At 66.2% G+C, this 19,488-nt stretch carries 19 protein-coding genes; 14 read left to right on the top strand and 5 right to left on the bottom strand.

From position 1 onward, the window contains the following. Positions 1-6: 6 nt before the first annotated feature. The 9 genes from rseP (at position 7) to CFB47_RS11775 (ending at position 9,443) form a co-directional block, all read left to right on the top strand. Entirely contained in the window at positions 7-1,377 is a 1,371-nt protein-coding gene (gene rseP, locus CFB47_RS11815) for an RIP metalloprotease RseP (protein WP_089440437.1), read from the top strand. Between the two features lie 61 nt (positions 1,378-1,438). Then, positions 1,439-3,748, top strand: coding sequence for an outer membrane protein assembly factor BamA (gene bamA / locus CFB47_RS11810; RefSeq protein WP_089440436.1), 2,310 nt, complete (start codon positions 1,439-1,441; stop codon positions 3,746-3,748). A gap of 64 nt (positions 3,749-3,812) precedes the next feature. After that, a complete protein-coding gene (locus CFB47_RS11805) occupies positions 3,813-4,310 on the top strand; it encodes an OmpH family outer membrane protein (RefSeq protein WP_011352452.1) in 498 nt (165 codons plus the stop codon). A 16-nt stretch (positions 4,311-4,326) separates the two neighbouring features. After that, positions 4,327-5,406 (top strand): UDP-3-O-(3-hydroxymyristoyl)glucosamine N-acyltransferase, encoded by a 1,080-nt coding sequence (gene lpxD, locus CFB47_RS11800; protein WP_089461230.1) that lies wholly within the window; start codon positions 4,327-4,329, stop codon positions 5,404-5,406. A 129-nt stretch (positions 5,407-5,535) separates the two neighbouring features. Continuing rightward, positions 5,536-6,003, top strand: coding sequence for a 3-hydroxyacyl-ACP dehydratase FabZ (gene fabZ / locus CFB47_RS11795; RefSeq protein WP_011352450.1), 468 nt, complete (start codon positions 5,536-5,538; stop codon positions 6,001-6,003). Positions 6,004-6,061: 58 nt separating this feature from the next. After that, positions 6,062-6,850: an acyl-ACP--UDP-N-acetylglucosamine O-acyltransferase gene (gene lpxA / locus CFB47_RS11790; protein WP_089456423.1), complete on the top strand. Its 789-nt coding sequence runs from the start codon at positions 6,062-6,064 to the stop codon at positions 6,848-6,850. Between the two features lie 3 nt (positions 6,851-6,853). After that, positions 6,854-8,023, top strand: a complete 1,170-nt coding sequence (gene lpxB, locus CFB47_RS11785) for a lipid-A-disaccharide synthase (protein WP_089456422.1) — start codon at positions 6,854-6,856, stop codon at positions 8,021-8,023. After that, a complete protein-coding gene (gene rnhB / locus CFB47_RS11780; protein ID WP_089461229.1) occupies positions 8,020-8,664 on the top strand; it encodes a ribonuclease HII in 645 nt (214 codons plus the stop codon). The genes lpxB and rnhB overlap by 4 nt, the downstream gene beginning before the upstream one ends. Further along, entirely contained in the window at positions 8,661-9,443 is a 783-nt protein-coding gene (locus tag CFB47_RS11775) for an RNA methyltransferase (protein ID WP_069248269.1), read from the top strand. Before rnhB ends, CFB47_RS11775 begins: the two co-directional genes overlap by 4 nt. Positions 9,444-9,539: 96 nt before the next feature. Here the strand turns inward: CFB47_RS11775 and CFB47_RS11770 are convergent, their stop codons facing one another. Further along, the gene (locus CFB47_RS11770; RefSeq protein ID WP_011352445.1) at positions 9,540-10,355 is read right to left on the bottom strand and encodes a pyruvate, water dikinase regulatory protein; all 816 of its coding nucleotides are present in this window, start codon (positions 10,353-10,355) and stop codon (positions 9,540-9,542) included. Positions 10,356-10,731: 376 nt separating this feature from the next. On the opposite strand from CFB47_RS11770, the gene ppsA reads away from it, so the two are divergent. The 3 genes from ppsA to CFB47_RS11755 all read left to right on the top strand — a co-directional run bounded on the left by ppsA (position 10,732) and on the right by CFB47_RS11755 (position 14,787). Continuing rightward, entirely contained in the window at positions 10,732-13,131 is a 2,400-nt protein-coding gene (gene ppsA, locus CFB47_RS11765; RefSeq protein ID WP_089456420.1) for a phosphoenolpyruvate synthase, read from the top strand. Between the two features lie 252 nt (positions 13,132-13,383). Next, complete coding sequence (locus CFB47_RS11760; protein ID WP_089440429.1) at positions 13,384-13,818, top strand: NfeD family protein; 435 nt, start codon at positions 13,384-13,386, stop codon at positions 13,816-13,818. A gap of 33 nt (positions 13,819-13,851) precedes the next feature. Then, positions 13,852-14,787 carry an SPFH domain-containing protein gene (locus CFB47_RS11755; protein WP_039342757.1) on the top strand — a complete coding sequence of 312 codons (936 nt, stop codon included), beginning with the start codon at positions 13,852-13,854 and terminating at the stop codon, positions 14,785-14,787. A 235-nt stretch (positions 14,788-15,022) separates the two neighbouring features. Here CFB47_RS11755 and smpB read toward each other — a convergent pair whose 3' ends face one another. Further along, positions 15,023-15,469, bottom strand: coding sequence for an SsrA-binding protein SmpB (smpB, locus tag CFB47_RS11750; RefSeq protein WP_089440428.1), 447 nt, complete (start codon positions 15,467-15,469; stop codon positions 15,023-15,025). A gap of 98 nt (positions 15,470-15,567) precedes the next feature. Between smpB and CFB47_RS11745 the strand changes: the two genes are divergently transcribed. Both CFB47_RS11745 and CFB47_RS11740 read left to right on the top strand, forming a co-directional pair. Next, positions 15,568-16,005, top strand: coding sequence for a type II toxin-antitoxin system RatA family toxin (locus tag CFB47_RS11745; protein WP_034188832.1), 438 nt, complete (start codon positions 15,568-15,570; stop codon positions 16,003-16,005). Positions 16,006-16,009: 4 nt separating this feature from the next. After that, a complete protein-coding gene (locus CFB47_RS11740; protein ID WP_089461228.1) occupies positions 16,010-16,333 on the top strand; it encodes an RnfH family protein in 324 nt (107 codons plus the stop codon). 56 nt (positions 16,334-16,389) lie between these two features. Here the strand turns inward: CFB47_RS11740 and CFB47_RS11735 are convergent, their stop codons facing one another. From CFB47_RS11735 to CFB47_RS11725, 3 genes are all read right to left on the bottom strand, one after another. After that, positions 16,390-17,373: a DMT family transporter gene (locus CFB47_RS11735; protein WP_089461420.1), complete on the bottom strand. Its 984-nt coding sequence runs from the start codon at positions 17,371-17,373 to the stop codon at positions 16,390-16,392. A gap of 136 nt (positions 17,374-17,509) precedes the next feature. After that, positions 17,510-18,196: a DUF5074 domain-containing protein gene (locus CFB47_RS11730; protein WP_089461419.1), complete on the bottom strand. Its 687-nt coding sequence runs from the start codon at positions 18,194-18,196 to the stop codon at positions 17,510-17,512. A 31-nt stretch (positions 18,197-18,227) separates the two neighbouring features. Continuing rightward, entirely contained in the window at positions 18,228-19,448 is a 1,221-nt protein-coding gene (locus CFB47_RS11725) for a helix-turn-helix domain-containing protein (protein ID WP_089461227.1), read from the bottom strand. Positions 19,449-19,488: the final 40 nt, after the last annotated feature.

The raw sequence follows: 19,488 nt of genomic DNA, 5'->3' as shown, positions 1-19,488 counted from the left end.
GTGCTCATGAACGTGCTGGTCGAACTGATCGCGTTTGCGGTGGCGATCGGGGTGCTGGTCGTCGTGCATGAGTACGGACATTATCGCGTCGCGCGCTGGTGCGGCGTGAAGGTGCTGCGTTTCTCGATCGGCTTCGGCCAGCCCGTCGCGCGCTGGGTCAGCCGCAGGACGGGCACCGAGTGGACGCTGTCGGCGCTGCCGCTCGGCGGCTACGTGAAGATGCTCGACGAGCGCGATCCCGGCCCCGGCATCGCGCCCGAGGAGCTCGGCCAGGCGTTCAACCGGCAGTCCGTCTACAAGCGCATCGCGATCGTTGCAGCCGGGCCGATTGCCAACTTCCTGTTGGCAATCGTGCTGTTTTCCGTCGTATTCGCCACCGGCGTAACCGAACCGGCCGCGATCGTCGCACCGCCGGCCACCGGCACGGTGGCGGCGCGCGCGGGCTTCGACGGCAGCGAGCAGATCGTGTCGATCCGCAACGCGCAGGGCGGCGAGGCCGAGCCGGTGCGGTCGTGGTCGGACCTGCGCTGGAAGCTGCTGGCCGCTGCGTTCGATCACCGCGAGATCGTGCTCGGCGCACGCGACGGCAACACGACGTTCGATTTCCGCGTCGACCTCCGCCATGTTCCCGACAGTCAGCTCGACGACGATTTCATGGCCCATCTGGGCTTCGAGACCGGCGGCGGCACGCTGTCGGTCGCGTCGGTGCAGCCCGGCAGCGCGGCGGAGCAGGCGGGCCTGAAGGCCGGCGACAAGCTGGTCGCGCTCGACGGCAAGCCGATCGGCGGCGCGTCGCGCTTCATCGATTTCGTGAAACACCATGCGGGCAAGCCGCTCGAGCTGCAGATCGAGCGCGACGGCGCCGCGCAGACGGTATCGATCGTGCCGCAGATGCAGCGCGACGACGAATCGGGGCAGCAGGTCGGCCGGATCGGCGCGGCGCTGTCGATGCATGCGCCGTCCGTCGACGTGCGATATGGGCCGATCGAAAGCCTGCAGCTCGGCGCGCACCGGACGTGGGACATCTCCGTGTATTCGCTGAAGATGTTCGGGCGCATGATCACGGGCAACGCGTCGCTGAAGAACCTGTCCGGCCCGGTGACGATCGCGGACTACGCGGGCAAGAGCGCGCGGCTCGGTCCGTCGGCGTTCCTGTCGTTCCTCGCCCTTGTCAGCATTAGCCTTGGCGTCCTGAACTTGTTGCCGATTCCCGTTTTGGACGGGGGGCATCTGTTATATTATGCGGTTGAAGCCGCGACCGGGAAAGCCGTCTCGGAGCGCTGGCAGCTGATTCTGCAAAGAGCCGGGTTGATCTGCATCGTCGCATTGTCGGCGATCGCGCTGTTCAACGATCTGGCTCGGTTAATCCATTTCTGAAGCGTCAGGCGGCGGCCGCTGGGCAGCCGCCTGATTTGATGCAGCTAAATATTGGGGATGCATGTTGTTCAAACCTCATCGCTTTGTACCTAAGACAGTTGCAGCGGCCGCGCTCGCCGCGCACGGCCTCGCGGCCCATGCAGCGGCACCGTTCGTGGTGCAAGACATCAAGATCGAGGGGCTGCAGCGCGTCGAAGCGGGTTCGGTGTTCGCCTACCTGCCGATCAAGCAGGGCGATACCTTCACGGACGACAAGGCATCCGAAGCAATCCGCGCGCTGTACGCGACGGGCTTCTTCAACGACGTACGCATCGCCACGCAGGGCAACGTCGTGATCGTGCAGGTGCAGGAGCGTCCGGCCATCGCGTCGATCGACTTCACCGGCACGAAGGAATTCGACAAGGACAACCTGACGAAGGCGCTGCGCGCAGTCGGCCTCGCCGACGGCCGTTACTACGACAAGGCGCTCGTCGACAAGGCGGAGCAGGAACTCAAGCGCCAGTACCTCACGCGCGGCTTCTACGCGGCCGAGGTCAAGACGACGATCACGCCGGTCGACGCGAACCGCGTGTCGATCCTGTTCGCGGTGGCCGAAGGCCCGAGCGCGAAGATCCGCCAGATCAACTTCATCGGCAACAAGGCATTCAGCACCAGCACGCTGCGCGACGAAATGCAGCTGTCGACGCCGAACTGGTTCTCCTGGTACACGAAGAACGACCTGTACTCGAAGGAAAAGCTCACCGGCGACCTCGAGGCGGTGCGCTCGTACTACCTGAACCGCGGCTATCTCGAGTTCAACATCGATTCGACCCAGGTGTCGATCTCGCCCGACAAGAAGGACATGTACCTGACGGTCACGCTGCACGAAGGCGAGCCGTACACGGTGTCGGGCATCAAGCTGTCGGGCAACCTGCTCGATCGCGAAGCCGAACTCAACAAGCTGATCAAGATCAAGCCGGGCGATCGCTTCTCGGCCGAAAAGCTGCAGCAGACCACCAAGTCGATCGTCGACAAGCTCGGCGAGTACGGCTACGCATTCGCGACCGTCAACGCGCAGCCGGACATCGACCAGGCGAACCACAAGGTGAACCTGAACCTCGTCGTCGATCCGAGCCGCCGCGTGTATGTGCGCCGCATCAACGTCGTCGGCAACACGCGCACGCGCGACGAAGTGGTGCGCCGCGAAATGCGCCAGCTCGAAAGCTCGTGGTTCGATTCGAACCGCCTCGCGCTGTCGAAGGATCGCGTGAACCGTCTCGGCTACTTCACCAACGTCGACGTGACGACGCTGCCGGTGGAAGGCACGAACGACCAGGTCGACGTGAACGTGAAGGTCGACGAAAAGCCGACCGGCGCGATCACGCTGGGCGCCGGCTTCTCGTCGACGGACAAGGTCGTGCTGTCGGCGGGCGTGTCGCAGGACAACGTGTTCGGTTCGGGTACCAGCCTGTCGGTGAACGTCAACACCGCGAAGAGCTACCGTACGCTGACCGTCACGCAGGTCGACCCGTACTTCACGGTCGACGGCATCAAGCGGATCACGGACGTCTACTATCGCACGTACCAGCCGCTCTACTATTCGACGAGCTCGAGCTTCCGGATCATCAGCGCGGGCGGCAACCTGAAGTTCGGCATTCCGTTCTCGGAAGTCGACACCGTCTACTTCGGCGCGGGCTTCGAGCAGAACCGTCTCGACGTCGATTCGAACACGCCGCAGAGCTACCAGGATTACGTGAACCAGTTCGGCCGCGTGTCGAACACGGTGCCGCTGACGGTCGCGTGGTCGCGCGACGCGCGTGACAGCGCGCTGATTCCGAGCCGCGGCTACTTCACGCAGGCGAACATGGAGTACGGCGTGCCGGTCGGCAAGATCCAGTACTACAAGGCCGACCTGCAGGCCCAGTACTACTATTCGTTCTCGCGCGGCTTCATCCTGGGCCTGAACCTGCAAGGCGGCTACGGTAACGGTATCGGCAACCCGTACCCGATCTTCAAGAACTACTACGCGGGCGGTATCGGCTCCGTGCGTGGCTACGAGCCGAGCTCGCTGGGCCCGCGCGACACGAAGACGAACGACCCGATCGGCGGTTCGAAGATGGTCGTCGGCAACATCGAGCTGACGTTCCCGCTGCCGGGCACGGGCTACGACCGCACGCTGCGCGTGTTCACGTTCCTCGACGGCGGTAACGTGTGGGGCAACGCGCCGGGCGGCACGAGTACGGGCGCCAACGGCCTGCGTTACGGCTACGGTGTGGGTCTCGCGTGGATCTCGCCGATCGGCCCGCTGAAGCTGAGCCTCGGGTTCCCGCTGCAGAAGCACGAAGGCGACCAGTACCAGAAATTCCAGTTCCAGATCGGGACGGCGTTCTGACCGAACGCATGACAACAGCAACGAGAGGGTAATTTTGCTAACCGGTAAGTTTTCGAAACGAGTGATGTGCGCGCTGACCGTTGCGCTGGCCTTGGGCGCGGCGACGGTGCACGCACAGGACGTCGCCCGCATCGCGGCGGTCAATTCGGATCGGATCCTGCGCGAGTCGGTGCCCGCGAAGGCGGCGCAGACGAAGCTCGAAGCCGAGTTCGCGAAGCGCGACAAGGATCTGCAGGATCTGGCGGCGCGCCTGAAGTCGATGTCCGATTCGCTGGACAAGAACGGCGCGTCGCTGTCGGCGGCCGACCGCGCGCAGAAGCAGCGTGATCTCGCCCAGCTCGACACCGACTTCCAGCGCAAGCAGCGCGAGTTCCGCGAAGACCTGAACCAGCGCCGCAACGAGGAGCTGGCGGCCGTGCTCGAGCGGGCGAACAAGGTCATCAAGCAGATCGCCGAGCAGCAGAATTACGACCTGATCGTGCAGGAAGCCGTGTACGTCAGCCCGCGCATCGACATCACCGACAAGGTGCTCAAGGCGCTCGCGTCCGGCTCGACGAACTGAACGGAGCAGACGACGAATGGCATTGACGCTTGAGGAACTCGTAAAGCGGTTCGGCGGCGAGATCGCCGGCGACGCACAGTGCAAGGTGGGCGGGCTCGCACCGCTCGACCAGGCAGGCCCGCAGCAACTCGCGTTCCTCGCGAATCCGAAGTACCTGTCGCAGGTCGAGTCGACCCGCGCCGGCGCGGTGCTGATCGCGCCGAAGGATCTGGAAAAGCTGGGCGCGGCCGCAAGCGGTCGCAACTTCATCGTGACGCCGAATCCGTACGCGTACTTCGCGCGCGTCGCGCAGATGTTCATCGACCTGGCCACGCCGCAGCGCGCCGCCGGCGTGCATCCGAGCGCGACGATCGATCCGGCCGCGCAGGTCGCCGCGACTGCGGTGATCGGCCCGCACGTGACGGTCGAGGCCGGTGCGGTGATCGAAGATGGCGTGCAGCTCGATGCGAACGTGTTCATCGGCCGCGGCACGACGATCGGCGCGGGCTCGCGCCTGTATCCGAACGCGTCGGTGTACCACGGCTGCAAGGTCGGCCCGCGCGCGATCATCCATGCGGGCGCCGTGATCGGCTCCGACGGCTTCGGCTTCGCGCCGGATTTCGTCGGCGACGGCGATGCGCGCACCGGCAGCTGGGTCAAGATCCCGCAGGTCGGCGGCGTCACGATCGGCCCGGACGTCGAGATCGGCGCGAACACGACGATCGATCGCGGCGCGATGGCGGATACCGTCATCGAGGAATGCGTGAAGATCGACAACCAGGTGCAGATCGGCCACAACTGCCGGATCGGCGCCTACACGGTGATCGCCGGCAGCGCCGGGATCGCGGGCAGCACGACGATCGGCCGCCACTGCATGATCGGCGGCGCGGCCGGGATCGCCGGCCACGTGACGCTCGGCGACTATGTCATCATCACCGCGAAGTCGGGCGTATCGAAGTCGCTGCCGAAGGCCGGCATCTATACCAGCGCGTTCCCGGCCGTCGACCACGGCGAGTGGAACAAGAGCGCCGCGCTCGTGCGCAACCTCGACAAGCTGCGCGAGCGCATCAAGGCGCTCGAAGCCGCGCTCGCCGCCCAGGGCGGCACGGACGCCTGAGCGCATCATGCGAGACCTCGAACCGGGCACGGCCAGCGCAACCGGCCCGGTTTGCCAGACTGGGCCGCACGCCGGCCCGCTTCAGCCTTTGCATCACCACCGCGCAGCCTCTGCGTGAGACGAACCATCATGAGCACTGAAAAAATCAATCTCGACATCCACAAGATCCTCACGCTGCTGCCGCATCGCTACCCGATTCTGCTCGTCGATCGCGTGCTCGAACTCGAACCGCACAAGGGCATCAAAGCGCTGAAGAACGTGTCGATCAACGAGCCGTACTTCCAGGGGCATTTCCCGAAGCGGCCGGTGATGCCGGGCGTGCTGATCCTCGAAGCGCTCGCGCAGGCCGCGGCGCTGCTGACCTTCTCGGAAGAGCAGCCGAAGGATCCGGAGAACACGCTGTACTACTTCGTCGGGATCGACGGCGCGCGCTTCAAGCGTCCGGTCGAGCCGGGCGACCAACTGATTCTGAACGTGACGTTCGAACGCTACATCCGCGGCATCTGGAAGTTCAAGGCGGTGGCGGAAGTGGACGGCAAGGTGGCGGCGGAAGCCGAACTGATGTGCACGGTCAAGACGACCGACGTGGCGCCCTGAGCGACGCGGCACGGACAGGCAACGCAACGCGACACATCACATCGAGAGGCAACGGCGCATGACCAGGATTCATCCCACCGCGATTGTCGAACCGGGCGCGCAGATCGACGAATCGGTCGAGATCGGCCCGTACGCGATCATTGGTCCGCACGTCACGATCGGCGCGCGTACGACGATCGGCTCGCACAGCGTGATCGAAGGCCATACGACGCTCGGCGAGGACAACCGCATCGGCCATTACGCGTCGGTCGGTGGTCGTCCGCAGGACATGAAGTACAAGGACGAGCCGACGAAGCTCGTGATCGGCAGCCGCAACACGATCCGCGAATTCACGACGATCCACACGGGCACCGTGCAGGACGGCGGCGTGACGACGCTCGGTGACGACAACTGGATCATGGCCTATGTGCACATCGGTCACGACTGCACCGTCGGCAACCACGTGATCCTGTCGAGCAACGCCCAGATGGCCGGCCACGTCGAGATCGGCGACTGGGCGATCGTCGGCGGGATGTCGGGCGTCCACCAGTTCGTGCGCATCGGCGCGCACTCGATGCTGGGCGGCGCATCGGCGCTCGTGCAGGACATTCCGCCGTTCGTGATCGCGGCCGGCAACAAGGCCGAACCGCACGGGATCAACGTCGAAGGGCTGCGCCGGCGCGGTTTCTCGCCCGACGCGATCTCCGCGCTGCGCAGCGCGTACCGCCTGCTGTACAAGAACGGCCTGTCGCTCGAGGAAGCGAAAGTGCAGTTGCGCGAGCTGGCGGCGGCGGGCGGCGAGGGCGACGCACCCGTGAAGGCGCTCGTCGAGTTCATCGACGCGTCGCAACGCGGCATCATCCGCTAAGCGATGCCGCTTCCGACCACTCAGCTCCGGCTCGCGATGGTGGCCGGCGAACCGTCGGGCGACCTGCTCGGCGCGTCGCTGCTCGGCGGGCTGCGCGAGCGCCTGCCCGAATCGGCCCAGTACTACGGGATCGGCGGGCCGCGCATGATCGCGCAGGGCTTCGACTCGCACTGGCAGATGGACAAGCTGACCGTGCGCGGCTATGTCGAGGCGCTGGGCCAGATTCCCGAGATCCTGCGGATTCGCGGCGAGCTGAAGCGCCAGTTGCTCGCCGAGCGGCCGGACGCGTTCATCGGCGTCGATGCGCCCGATTTCAACTTCAGCGTCGAACAGGCGGCGCGCGACGCGGGCATACCGTCGATCCACTTCGTGTGCCCGTCGATCTGGGCGTGGCGCGGCGGCCGGATCAAGAAGATCGCGAAGTCCGTCGATCACATGCTGTGCCTGTTCCCGTTCGAACCGGCGATTCTCGACAAGGCAGGCGTTGCCTCGACCTACGTCGGCCATCCGCTCGCCGACGAGATTCCGCTCGAGCCCGACACGCACGGCGCGCGCATCGCGCTCGGACTGCCGGCCGAGGGCCCGGTGATCGCCGTGTTGCCGGGCAGCCGGCGCTCGGAAATCGCACTGATCGGCCCGACCTTCTTCGCGGCGATGGCGCTGATGCAGCAGCGCGAGCCCGGCGTACGGTTCGTGATGCCGGCGGCCACGCCCGCGCTGCGTGCGCTGCTGCAGCCGCTCGTCGACGCGCATCCGCAGCTCGCGCTGACGATCACCGACGGCCGCTCGCAGGTCGCGATGACGGCTGCCGACGCGATCCTCGTGAAGAGCGGCACGGTCACGCTGGAAGCTGCGCTGCTGAAGAAGCCGATGGTGATCTCGTACAAGGTGCCCTGGCTGACCGGGCAGATCATGCGCCGGCAGGGTTACCTGCCGTACGTCGGCTTGCCGAACATCCTGGCGGGGCGTTTCGTCGTGCCCGAGCTGCTGCAGCATTTCGCGACGCCCGAGGCGCTCGCCGATGCGACGCTCACGCAGCTGCGCGACGATGCGAACCGCCGTACGCTGACCGAAGTCTTTACCGAAATGCATCTTTCGCTGCGGCAGAACACGGCCGCGAAGGCGGCCGAAGCGGTCGTGCGCGTGCTCGAACAACGCAAGGGGCGCGCATGACAGCAGTCCGTGCACCACGCCGCCGCGCGTCGAGCGACGTGCAGGGCGGTTTCGATTTCAGCCGTCCCGACGAAATCGTCTGCGGTGTCGACGAAGCGGGCCGCGGCCCGCTCGCGGGGCCGGTGGTGGCCGCCGCGGTGATCCTCGATCCGGCGCAGCCGATCGTCGGGCTCGACGATTCGAAGGCGCTGTCCGCGAAGAAGCGCGATGCGCTGTACGAGCTGATCGTCGCGCGCTCGGTGTCGTATTGCGTCGCGTCGGCGAGCGTCGACGAGATCGACACGCTGAACATCCTGCACGCGACGATGCTCGCGATGAAGCGGGCGGTCGAAGGGCTGTCGGTCCTGCCGACGCTCGCGCAGATCGACGGCAACCGCTGCCCGACGCTGACCGTGCGTGCCGAGGCGATCGTCAGCGGCGACGCGCTCGTGCCGAGCATCTCGGCCGCGTCGATCCTCGCGAAGGTCACCCGTGACCGCATGCTCGTCGACCTGCACGAACGTTTCCCGGTGTACGGCTTCAACGTGCATGCGGGCTACGGCACCGTGAAACACCTTGCCGCGCTGCGCGAGCACGGCCCGTGCGAAGCGCATCGGCGCTCGTTCGCGCCGGTTCGTGCGGCACTCGACCTGATTCGATGAAAAGCATCACTTCCCGCGACAATCCGCTGTACAAGCGCCTGAAGGCGCTCGCGGGTTCGACGTCCCATCAGCGCCGCGGCGGCCAGGCGCTGCTCGAAGGATTCCATCTCGCGAGCGCATACCTCGATACGGGCGCGACGCCCGAGCTGTGCGTCACGACCGAAGGCGCACTCGGCCACGCGGAGGCCCAGGCGATCGTCGCACGCATCGATGCGCAACGGATCGTCACGCTGCCCGATGCGCTGTTCGGGCAGTTGTCGAACGTCGTCAACGGCGTCGGCTTCCTGCTGCTCGTCGACCGGCCGGCACAGCCGCTGCCGGCGCGCGTGACGCAGTCGTCGGTCGTGCTCGACGGTGTGCAGGACGCCGGCAACGTCGGTTCGATCCTGCGCAGCGCGGCGGCCGCAGGCGTGCGTCACGTGTTCTGTGCACCGGGCACCGCGTATGCGTGGTCGTCGAAGGTGCTGCGATCGGGCATGGGCGCGCATTTCCTGCTGTCGATCCACGAGGACGTCGAAGCCGGCGCGCTCGCCGAGCGCCTCGCGGTGCCGGTGGCGCTGACCGACTCGCACGGCGCGCAGGCAGTCTATGACTGCGACCTGTCGGGGCCGGTTGCCTGGGTGTTCGGCAACGAGGGGGCGGGCGTGTCGGCGTTCTGGCGCGACGCGGCCACGCATCGCGTGACGATCCCGCAACCGGGCGGGATGGAGTCGCTGAACGTCGCGGCCGCGGCCGCGGTCTGCCTGTTCGAGCAGGTGCGTCAACAGCGGCGTGCGTGACGCCACACGCGTGATCGCTCAACACCATGAAAAAGGCCGCGTCGAACGCGGCCTTTTCGTTTCCAGTGGCGACCAGGCGGCCGCCAGCGCTCGGGCTTAGTACGACTGCCGGTCGAGGCGGATTTCCTGCAGGATCGTCGTCGCGATTTCCTCGATCGACTTGTGCGTCGACGACAGCCACTTGATCCCCTCGCGGCGCATCATCGCTTCGGCTTCGTTGATCTCGTAGCGGCAGTTCTCGGGCGCCGCGTATTTGCTGCCCGGCCGGCGCTCGTTACGGATCTCGGACAGGCGCTGCGGGTCGATCGACAGCCCGAACAGCTTCTCGCTGTACGCGGCGAGCGCCGACGGCAGCTTGCCGCGCTCGAAATCTTCCGGAATCAGCGGATAGTTGGCCGCCTTCACGCCGTACTGCATCGCGAGATACAGGCTCGTCGGCGTCTTGCCGCTGCGCGACACGCCGACGAGGATCACGTCGGCTTCCGACAGATTGCGGTTCGACTGGCCGTCGTCGTGCGCGAGCGAGAAGTTGATCGCCTCGATCCGGGTCTTGTATTCCTCGGTGTCCGCGTTCTGGTGGCCGCGGCCCATCGCGTGGCTCGACTTGAGCTCCAGTTCCTGCTCGAGCGGTTCGACGAAGCGCTGGAACATGTCGAGCACGAGTGCGTTCGAGCGCTTGACGATGTCGTTCGACTCGCTGTCGACGAGCGTCGTGAACACGATCGCGCGGCGGCCGTCGTGCACGGCGGCCTCGTTGATCTTCTCGACGGTCGCATAGGCCTTGTCGAGCGAGTCGACGAACGGCACGCGCACGAGACGGAATTTCTGGTCGAACTGGGAGAGGATCGAATGCGCGAAGGTTTCGGCAGTGATCCCGGTGCCGTCGGAGACGATGAATACGGTAGGCAGCATGAATCTGGGCGTCGAGCGTGAAGGGCGGTTGCGCGGGCGGCTGGAGGTTCGCCTCCAGACGCAGTGACAAGGTCGCGCCACATCCGGCAGCCGGCACGGTAGAATAGCGGCAACCTGTTGGATAAGCAATTGCGGGGGCAGGGCGCGTACGGCGCCCCAGGCTTCGCCGATCGATTCCAAAATTCCCGGCAAGTTTGGCGATTTGTCTGAAAATATCGCTCTTCTGCCGGGATTTTTGCAAATCGGGTCGGAAGATCATCCGCCGCTGCGATTGTTTCTCCAACAGGTTGCGCAAGACGCGCCGCGCCTTTTTGCAAGCGCCCGCGTCCAAGCCCACTTGCGCAATCGAGCATTTTTTTCACACTTAGGGGCTTGTATGACTAACGCAGCAAACGTCGCAAAGGACCAGGCGTATGTAATTCCGTTCGAGCAGTTGCGGATGACTGATGTGGAGATCGTCGGCGGCAAGAATGCGTCGCTGGGCGAAATGATCAGCCAGCTTTCCGAGGCAGGCGTTCGCGTACCCACCGGTTTCGCCACGACCGCGCTCGCGTTCCGCGATTTCCTCAAGCACAACGACCTTACCGACCGCATCGCCAAGCGTCTCGAGTCGCTCGACATCGACGACGTGAAGGCGCTCGCCGAAGCAGGCGCCGAAATCCGCAAGTGGATCGTCGAGGCGCCGATGCAGGCACGTCTCGAGCAGGAAATTCGTGAGCAGTTCGAAACCCTGAAGAACAGCTCGCCGGGCGAGCTGTCGTTCGCCGTGCGTTCGTCCGCGACCGCGGAAGACCTGCCCGACGCATCGTTCGCCGGCCAGCAGGAGTCGTACCTGAACGTCGTCGGCATCGACGACGTGCTCGACCGCATGAAGCACGTGTTCGCGTCGCTGTACAACGACCGCGCGATCTCGTATCGCGTGCACAAGGGCTTCACGCACGCGGAAGTCGCGCTGTCGGCCGGCGTGCAGCGCATGGTCCGCTCGGACGTCGGCGCGGCCGGCGTGATGTTCACGATCGACACCGAATCGGGCTTCAAGGACGCCGTGTTCATCACGTCGAGCTACGGCCTGGGCGAAACCGTCGTGCAGGGCGCAGTGAACCCGGACGAGTTCTACGTGTTCAAGACGACGCTCGCGCAGGACAAGTACCCGATCATCCGCCGCTCGATCGGCTCGAAGCTGATCAAGATGGAATTCACGCAGCCGGGCGAGCCGGGCCGCGTGAAGACGGTCGACGTGCCGCACGAGCAGCGCAACCGCTACTCGATCACCGACGAAGACGTGATCGAGCTCGCGAAGTACGCGGTCATCATCGAGAAGCACTACCAGCGTCCGATGGACATCGAGTGGGGCAAGGACGGCCGCGACGGCAAGATCTTCATCCTGCAGGCACGCCCGGAAACCGTGAAGAGCCAGGCGAGCGGCAAGGCCGAGCAGCGCTTCAAGCTGAAGGGGCAGTCGCAGGTGCTGGCAACGGGCCGTGCGATCGGCCAGAAGATCGGTGCGGGCCCCGTGCGCGTGATCCAGGATCCGTCGGAAATGGAACGCGTGCAGCCGGGCGACGTGCTGGTGGCCGACATGACCGACCCGAACTGGGAGCCGGTGATGAAGCGTGCAGCCGCGATCGTCACGAACCGTGGCGGCCGGACCTGCCACGCGGCGATCATCGCGCGTGAACTCGGCGTGCCGGCAGTCGTCGGCTGCGGCGACGCGACCGACATCCTGAAGGACGGCGCGCTCGTCACCGTGTCGTGCGCGGAAGGCGACGAAGGCAAGATCTACGACGGCCTGCTCGAGACGGAAGTCACGGAAGTGCAGCGCGGCGAACTGCCGGAAATCCCGGTCAAGATCATGATGAACGTCGGCAACCCGCAGCTCGCGTTCGACTTCTCGCAACTGCCGAACGGCGGCGTGGGTCTCGCGCGTCTCGAGTTCATCATCAACAACAACATCGGCGTTCACCCGAAGGCGATCCTCGAGTACCCGAACATCGACCAGGACCTGAAGAAGGCCGTCGAGAGCGTCGCGCGCGGTCACGCATCGCCGCGTCAGTTCTACGTCGACAAGCTGACGGAAGGTGTCGCGACGATCGCGGCGGCGTTCTATCCGAAGCCCGTGATCGTGCGTCTGTCCGACTTCAAGTCGAACGAGTACAAGAAGCTGATCGGCGGTTCGCGTTACGAGCCGGACGAGGAAAACCCGATGCTGGGCTTCCGCGGCGCGTCGCGTTACATCGCTGAAGACTTCGCGCAGGCGTTCGAGATGGAGTGCCGTGCACTGAAGCGCGTGCGTGACGAGATGGGCCTGACCAACGTCGAGATCATGGTGCCGTTCGTGCGTACCGTGAAGCAGGCGGAGCGCGTCGTCGGCCTGCTCGAGAAGTTCGGCCTGAAGCGCGGCGAAAACGGCCTGCGTCTCGTGATGATGTGCGAAGTCCCGACCAACGCGATTCTCGCCGAAGATTTCCTGCAGTTCTTCGACGGCTTCTCGATCGGCTCGAACGACCTCACGCAGCTCACGCTCGGCCTCGACCGCGACTCGGGCATGGAACTGCTGGCTGTCGACTTCGACGAACGCGACCCGGCCGTCAAGTTCCTGCTGAAGCGCGCGATCGATACCTGCCGCAAGATGGGCAAGTACGTCGGCATCTGCGGCCAGGGCCCGTCCGATCACCCGGACTTCGCGCAATGGCTGACGGACGAAGGCATCGTGTCGATCTCGCTGAACCCCGACACGATCATCGATACGTGGCAGGCGCTCGCCAACCGGAAGTAACGGTCGGTAACGTGCCATCGACGAAGGAGCGGCGCTGCCGCTCCTTCAGTGAAGGCAAATTGCAAGGTTCATGCTATAAACACCCCGGTAGCCACCGGGGTGTTTTTGTTTGTCGGTACGAACCGGGCTGCCCGAGCCTGTCGACCGCACGCCCGGGAGCCACGAACAAATCGATCCGGAACAGCGCTTCAGCGCGTATTCTGGTTCCATGCCACGCAAGTAAGCGCGGGAGATGTTTTTCTGGAGACCACAATGATGTCGGGGCATCTGTTCTGGTGGGTCGCGGTGGGCGTGCTGGTCGTGGCCGAGTTGCTGACGGGCACGTTCTACCTGCTGATGATCGCGCTCGGCTTTCTCGCGGGCGGGCTGCTGCAGCTGGCCGGTTTCGCGCCGCACGTGCAGTTCGGTGCGGCGGCCGTGGTCGCGATCGTCGCGATGGTCGTGTTGCGGCGTTCGGGGCTTGGCCGCAAGCAGAAGCGCGACACGTCGACGAATCCCGACGTCAATCTCGATATCGGCGCGACCGTCACGGTCGACGCGTGGCGTGATCGCCGCGCGCGCGTGCAGTATCGCGGCGCCGACTGGGACGTCGAGCTCGAGAACGGCGAGCGCGACGATGCGCACGTGTACCAGGTGAGTGCCGTGCGCGGCAATTGTCTCGTGGTCGTGGCGAAACCCGCGGGCTGATCGTCCGCCGATACAACAAGGAGGGAATATTTCATGGATTCGCTGATCATCTGGGTTGTCCTGCTCGTCATCGCGATCGTGATCGTGTCGAAGACGGTGAAGATCGTGCCGCAGCAGCATGCGTGGGTGCTCGAACGCTTCGGGCGCTATCACGCGACGCTGTCGCCCGGCCTGAACATCGTGCTGCCGTTCGTCGATCGCATCGCATACCGGCACGTGCTGAAGGAAATCCCGCTCGACGTGCCGAGCCAGGTCTGTATCACGCGCGACAACACGCAGCTGCAGGTCGACGGCGTGCTGTATTTCCAGGTGACCGATCCGATGAAGGCGTCGTACGGGTCGAGCAACTTCGTGCTCGCGATCACGCAGCTCGCGCAAACGACGTTGCGCTCGGTGGTCGGCAAGCTCGAGCTCGACAAGACGTTCGAGGAGCGCGACTTCATCAACCACAACATCGTGTCGGCGCTCGATCAGGCCGCGGCGAACTGGGGGGTGAAGGTCCTGCGCTACGAGATCAAGGACCTGACGCCGCCGAAGGAAATCCTGCACGCGATGCAGGCGCAGATCACCGCGGAACGTGAAAAGCGTGCGCTGATCGCCGCATCCGAAGGCCGCAAGCAGGAGCAGATCAACCTCGCGTCGGGTGCGCGCGAAGCGGCGATCCAGAAATCCGAAGGCGAGCGGCAGGCTGCGATCAACCAGGCGCAGGGCGAGGCCGCCGCGATCCTGGCGGTGGCCGAGGCGAACGCGCAGGCGATCCAGAAGATCGCGAACGCGATGCAATCGCAGGGCGGGATGGATGCGGTGAACCTGAAGGTAGCCGAGCAGTATGTCAGCGCATTCTCGAATCTCGCGAAGCAGGGCAACACGCTGATCGTGCCGGCGAACCTGTCGGATCTCGGCACGGCGATCTCGTCGGCGCTGACGATCGTCAAGAGCGCGGGGGCCGCGTCGGGCGGGAAGGCCTGAGTCCGGATCGGCGCGGGCCGCCGGCGGCCGCCGCGTGTGATCGGCGTGCGACGAATCGTCGCGCAGCGGGAGGCGGATGATGCCCGTGCGGTGCCGTCGTCGGCACCTTTCTTCGGCCGCAACCGGCGGCGTGCCTGGGATCGCTCTTGTCCCTGGCGTGCCCGATTCACCTGACACCCAAGCAACACGGCCCGCTTCGAGCGGGCCGTGTCGTGTGTGATGCGTGTCGCGCGGGTCAGGTGCCGGCGCGCATGATGCGTGCCTTTTCGCGTTCCCAGTCGCGCTTCTTCTCGGTTTCGCGCTTGTCGTGCAGCTTCTTGCCCTTCGCGAGCGCGATGTCGCACTTCACGCGACCGCCCTTGTAGTGGAAGTTCAGCGGCACGAGCGTGTAGCCGCGCTGCTCGACCTTGCCGATCAGTTTCTTGATTTCCTCGCGGTGCAGCAGCAGCTTGCGCGTGCGAACCGGGTCGGGCGTGATGTGGGTCGAAGCCTCGGGCAGCGGGCTGATATGGGTACCGATCAGGAAGATCTCGGCGTGCTTGATCACGACGTAACCTTCCTTGATCTGGCCGCGCCCGGCGCGCAGCGCCTTGACTTCCCAGCCCTCGAGCACGAGCCCCGCCTCGTAGCGTTCCTCGATGTGATAATCGAAGTGCGCTTTCCTGTTGTCGATGATGCTCATGAAAGGATCGGGCCAACTCGTTTAAAATCACGATTTTAGCAAAGCGGGGCGGGAATCGCCCGGCTTGCGTTCTCACTTTGAGCGATGCCGCGCGATTTATGGCAGATGTCCAGAAAACCGTATTGATCCGTCATTCGGCGGAACAGATGTTCGACCTCGTCACCGACGTGGCCGACTACCCCAATTTCCTGCCCTGGTGCGGCGGTGTCGAGATTCGCCGTCAGGACGAGAGCGGGATGGAAGCGCGCATCGACATCAACTTCAAGGGCATCAAGCAGCATTTCGCGACGCGCAACACGCAGCAGCGCCCGACGCGGATCGACATGGAGTTCACGGACGGCCCGTTCAAGAAGTTCACGGGCTCGTGGCGCTTCACGGCACTGCGTGCCGATGCCTGCAAGATCGAATTCGCGCTGCACTACGAGTTCTCGAGCATCCTGCTCGAGAAGATCATCGGGCCCGTGTTCAGCCATATCGCGAACACGTTCGTCGATTCGTTCGTGAAGCGCGCCGACCAGCGCTACGGGAAGGGGTGACGCGATGCTGTCGATCGAAGTCTGCTACGCGCTGCCGGATCGCCAGACGCTGATTCCGCTGTCGCTGCCCGACGGGGCGACCATTCGTTCGGCGATCGATGCGAGCGGCGTGCTCGCGCTGCACCCGGAAATCGATCTCGCGAACGCGAAGACGGGCGTGTACGGCAAGCTGGCGCCGCTCGATGCACCGCTCGCCGACCACGACCGCGTCGAGATCTACCGCCCGTTGATCGTCGATCCGAAGCTCGCGCGCCAGCGGCGCGTCGACAAGTCGCGCCGCGCCGGCTCCATCGAGGGCCGCAAGTGGATGCACAAGGACGCGCGCTGACGCGGGCCGGTTCGAGGCTTCAGGCTCGCGATGCGTCTGATCGAACGCCGCGGCGCTCAGTGGGCCGCGGCATTCGCGTTTGCGGGAGCGCTTCCCGACGTATCGCTGCCGGCGGGCGTGTCGCCGTGCTGCCGCACCGATCCGTAGACGCCCGCGAGCAGCAGCACCAGCGCGGCGATCTCGAGTGCATGCGGCATCCGCTGGTCGTACACGAACGCGTAAAGCATCGCGAACACGGTTTCGAACACGATCAGCTGGCCCGACAGCGTGAGCGGCAGCCGCTTCGACGCGGCATTCCACAGCCCGTTGCCGAGCCACGATGCGCCGATCGCGAGCACCAGGTTCAGCAGCCAGAACAGCTGCCAGCGCGACGCTGGCACCGACGCCTGCACGGCGCCGGCCGGCAGCGCGACGATCGCGATCCAGACGAGCCCGCCGATCAGGCCCGTCACGACACCCCACAGCACCGACCACTCGTTGCCGCCGAAATGATGATGGCGCTGCAGATAGCGTGCGTTCGCGACCGCATACCAGGTCCAGCTCGCGAGCGCGCCGGCCGCGCAGGCGATGCCCGCGAGCTTCTGGCCGAGCGTCGTCGCATGCGCGGCCTCGGACGTGAACAGGTCGACGTTGATGCAGACGATGCCCGCGATCACCAGCGCAAGCGGGGCGGCGAGCCGCCGCAGCGGCACGGCGCCGTGGTCGCCGAGGCCCGCGAGCGTGACCGTGACGGGCAGCACGCCGACGATCAGCGAACTGGGCGCGATGCCGATCAGGTGCACGGCGCCGGACAGCAGCATGTAGTACGCGACGTTGCCGACGACGGCGAGCCTGACCAGCGCGATGAGATCCTCGCGGGTCAGCCGCGCGAGCAGCGAGCGGGCGGCCGGCAGCGCGGCCGCCAGCGACACGAGGCCGTACATCGCGTAGCGACCGGCGCTCAGCAGCAGCGGCGAGAAGTCGGTCAGCAGCCGAGGAACGAGAAACACCATGCCCCACAGGGCACCTGCCAAAACACCATAGACCACACCGCGTCGCATCGACCGCTCCGAACACATGACTGACGAGCGCGCAGCTTAGCGATGCGGCCGCCACGTCGTCTTGTTCATTCCTGCACTCGGCGCAGGGCGGAGTGCGGGCGTGCCGCGCCCGGGAGCGATCACGGCAGGCTGCGAATCATTCGTCAGCCGAATCGGGCGAGGCGCCTGCTTTGTTGCCCGACGCCCCGGCCCGCGCGGGCCGACGCACGGTGCGCAACGTGCCGCTGTTGCCGCCGCCGCAGTAGAAGCAGTCGTGGCCGTCGGATTCGAGCCCCGATACGCCGACGCCTGCCGGCATGTCGATCTGCTCGAGCACCTGGCCGGTGCGCGGATCGATGTGCCGCAGGTCGGCCTGGTCGGCTTCCCAGGTGCCGTGCCACAGCTCGCCATCGACCCACGTCACGCCGGTGACGAAGCGGTTCGATTCGATCGTGCGCAGCACGGCGCCCGTTTGCGGATCCACCTGGTGAATCTTGCGTTCGCGGTACTGGCCGACCCACAGCGCGCCTTCGGCCCAGGCCAGCCCGGAATCGCCGCCGTTGCCCGGAGCGGGGATCGTCGCGAGCACGCGGCCCGATTCGGGATCGATCTTCTCGATGCGGTCCTCGACGATCTGGTACAGGTGCCGGCCGTCGAACGCCGTGCCCGCATGCGCGGCGACGTCGAGCGAGCGGACGGTCGTGCCGCGTTCCGGGTCGAGCGCATTCAGCTTGTCGCCGGACGCGTACCACACGTACTGCCCGTCGTACGTGACGCCGTGTACGCCGTCGACGCCCGGAAACGGGCCGTATTCGCGAAGGATGTCTGCTCGGGAGCGTTTCATGTTCGTTACCTCGTCGTTCGATGCGGTCATCCTAATCGGCCCGCAGCGGGGCAGGGAGTAACAAGGTCGTCGCGAAACCGGGCAATGGCGGCGTCATCCATCGGCGCGCGCGGCCGCGGCCGAGCGCCTGGACCTTGTCGGCTTCGGCGAGTGCGTCGAGCGCGCGCTGCACGGTGCGCTGGCTTGCGCCGAGGGCCAGCGCCAGCGCGGAGCTCGACCACGCTTCGCCATCGGCGAGGAGCGCGAGCACGGCCGCGTGGCGATCGTCGACCGGGCGCGCCAGCACGACGGTCTCGCGTATGCCGAGCGGTTCGAGCGCGAAGCCGCGCGGCGTGGCGACGACGTTCGCGAGCGGCCGCAGCACCGCGCGCAGCCGGCCGATCTCGACGCGCAGTCGTGCGCGATGCGATTCGTCCGCGTGTTTCGCGCGGAACGCGACGGCGACGAGCGCGTTGCGCGACACGTCGGCCGGCCAGGCCTCGCCGAGCGCGCGGGCGAGCACGAACAGCACCGGCCGCCGCGCGAGCGACACGATCGTGCGCGCATCGCGCACCGTGTGACGGCACGCATCGACGACGAGCGCGTTCGACGCGAATAGCGTCTCGACTTCATCGAGTTGCACGAGCCGCGATGTACCGCGCGCGATGAGGCGCGCGGCCGGGGCGTCGAGCACGCGTGCCGCGGCCTCGACCTCGGCCGTCAGCGCGGCGATGCCGGCGTCGCGGGCGGCTGCGCGCGCACGGGCAAGCGCTGCGCGGGCCGCGTACGTGCGGATGCGGCGCATCGCGATGCCGGCCGTGATCAGCTCATGGGCGGCGCGCGATGCAGCCGGCAGCGGCGCAGGATCGAGATTCGCGAGCATCCGCTCGGCGTCGTCGAGCTGGCCGATCAGCAGCAGCCGGCGCACGCCGAGATAGCGCGCATGCGCGGCGTTGGCGCGGTCGCCGTGCGCGTCGAGCGTCGCGCATGCGGCATCGAGCGCGCGCGTCGGCCAGCGCAGGTCGCGCGACGCGAGCGCGATCTCCGCTTCCGCGACGACGCAGCGCGCACGCGCCACGGCCTCCCTGGCGCCGAACGCACGCGCGGCGCCGCGCACCAGTGCGCGAGCCCGTTCGAAATCACCGAGCTGCGCCATGGCGATCCCGCGCAGCGCGAGCGCCGGCGCATCGTCGCGCAGCGCGACGCGGTTCAGCGCGCCGAGCGCGTCACCGGCCGCGAGCGCGCGCGCGGCCGCGGTGATCAGCGAATCCATCCGAATCCCGACACACTTGTCACTCCCTCCGGTCCGATGC

It is taken from the genome of Burkholderia sp. AU27893 (assembly GCF_002223205.1).
GTDB lineage: Bacteria > Pseudomonadota > Gammaproteobacteria > Burkholderiales > Burkholderiaceae > Burkholderia.
Note: the sequence above shows the minus strand (reverse complement) of the source record. Positions and strands in the feature narration are given on the sequence as shown.

Bases quoted from the DNA above. Each gene is read 5' to 3' on its own strand.
- rseP (WP_089440437.1), top strand. From the start codon at position 7: ATGAACGTGCTGGTCGAACTGATCGCGTTTGCGGTGGCGATCGGGGTG.
- bamA (WP_089440436.1), top strand. From the start codon at position 1,439: ATGTTGTTCAAACCTCATCGCTTTGTACCTAAGACAGTTGCAGCGGCC.
- CFB47_RS11805 (WP_011352452.1), top strand. From the start codon at position 3,813: ATGTGCGCGCTGACCGTTGCGCTGGCCTTGGGCGCGGCGACGGTGCAC.
- lpxD (WP_089461230.1), top strand. From the start codon at position 4,327: ATGGCATTGACGCTTGAGGAACTCGTAAAGCGGTTCGGCGGCGAGATC.
- fabZ (WP_011352450.1), top strand. From the start codon at position 5,536: ATGAGCACTGAAAAAATCAATCTCGACATCCACAAGATCCTCACGCTG.
- lpxA (WP_089456423.1), top strand. From the start codon at position 6,062: ATGACCAGGATTCATCCCACCGCGATTGTCGAACCGGGCGCGCAGATC.
- lpxB (WP_089456422.1), top strand. From the start codon at position 6,854: ATGCCGCTTCCGACCACTCAGCTCCGGCTCGCGATGGTGGCCGGCGAA.
- rnhB (WP_089461229.1), top strand. From the start codon at position 8,020: ATGACAGCAGTCCGTGCACCACGCCGCCGCGCGTCGAGCGACGTGCAG.
- CFB47_RS11775 (WP_069248269.1), top strand. From the start codon at position 8,661: ATGAAAAGCATCACTTCCCGCGACAATCCGCTGTACAAGCGCCTGAAG.
- CFB47_RS11770 (WP_011352445.1), bottom strand. From the start codon at position 10,355: ATGCTGCCTACCGTATTCATCGTCTCCGACGGCACCGGGATCACTGCC.
- ppsA (WP_089456420.1), top strand. From the start codon at position 10,732: ATGACTAACGCAGCAAACGTCGCAAAGGACCAGGCGTATGTAATTCCG.
- CFB47_RS11760 (WP_089440429.1), top strand. From the start codon at position 13,384: ATGATGTCGGGGCATCTGTTCTGGTGGGTCGCGGTGGGCGTGCTGGTC.
- CFB47_RS11755 (WP_039342757.1), top strand. From the start codon at position 13,852: ATGGATTCGCTGATCATCTGGGTTGTCCTGCTCGTCATCGCGATCGTG.
- smpB (WP_089440428.1), bottom strand. From the start codon at position 15,469: ATGAGCATCATCGACAACAGGAAAGCGCACTTCGATTATCACATCGAG.
- CFB47_RS11745 (WP_034188832.1), top strand. From the start codon at position 15,568: ATGGCAGATGTCCAGAAAACCGTATTGATCCGTCATTCGGCGGAACAG.
- CFB47_RS11740 (WP_089461228.1), top strand. From the start codon at position 16,010: ATGCTGTCGATCGAAGTCTGCTACGCGCTGCCGGATCGCCAGACGCTG.
- CFB47_RS11735 (WP_089461420.1), bottom strand. From the start codon at position 17,373: ATGCGACGCGGTGTGGTCTATGGTGTTTTGGCAGGTGCCCTGTGGGGC.
- CFB47_RS11730 (WP_089461419.1), bottom strand. From the start codon at position 18,196: ATGAAACGCTCCCGAGCAGACATCCTTCGCGAATACGGCCCGTTTCCG.
- CFB47_RS11725 (WP_089461227.1), bottom strand. From the start codon at position 19,448: ATGGATTCGCTGATCACCGCGGCCGCGCGCGCGCTCGCGGCCGGTGAC.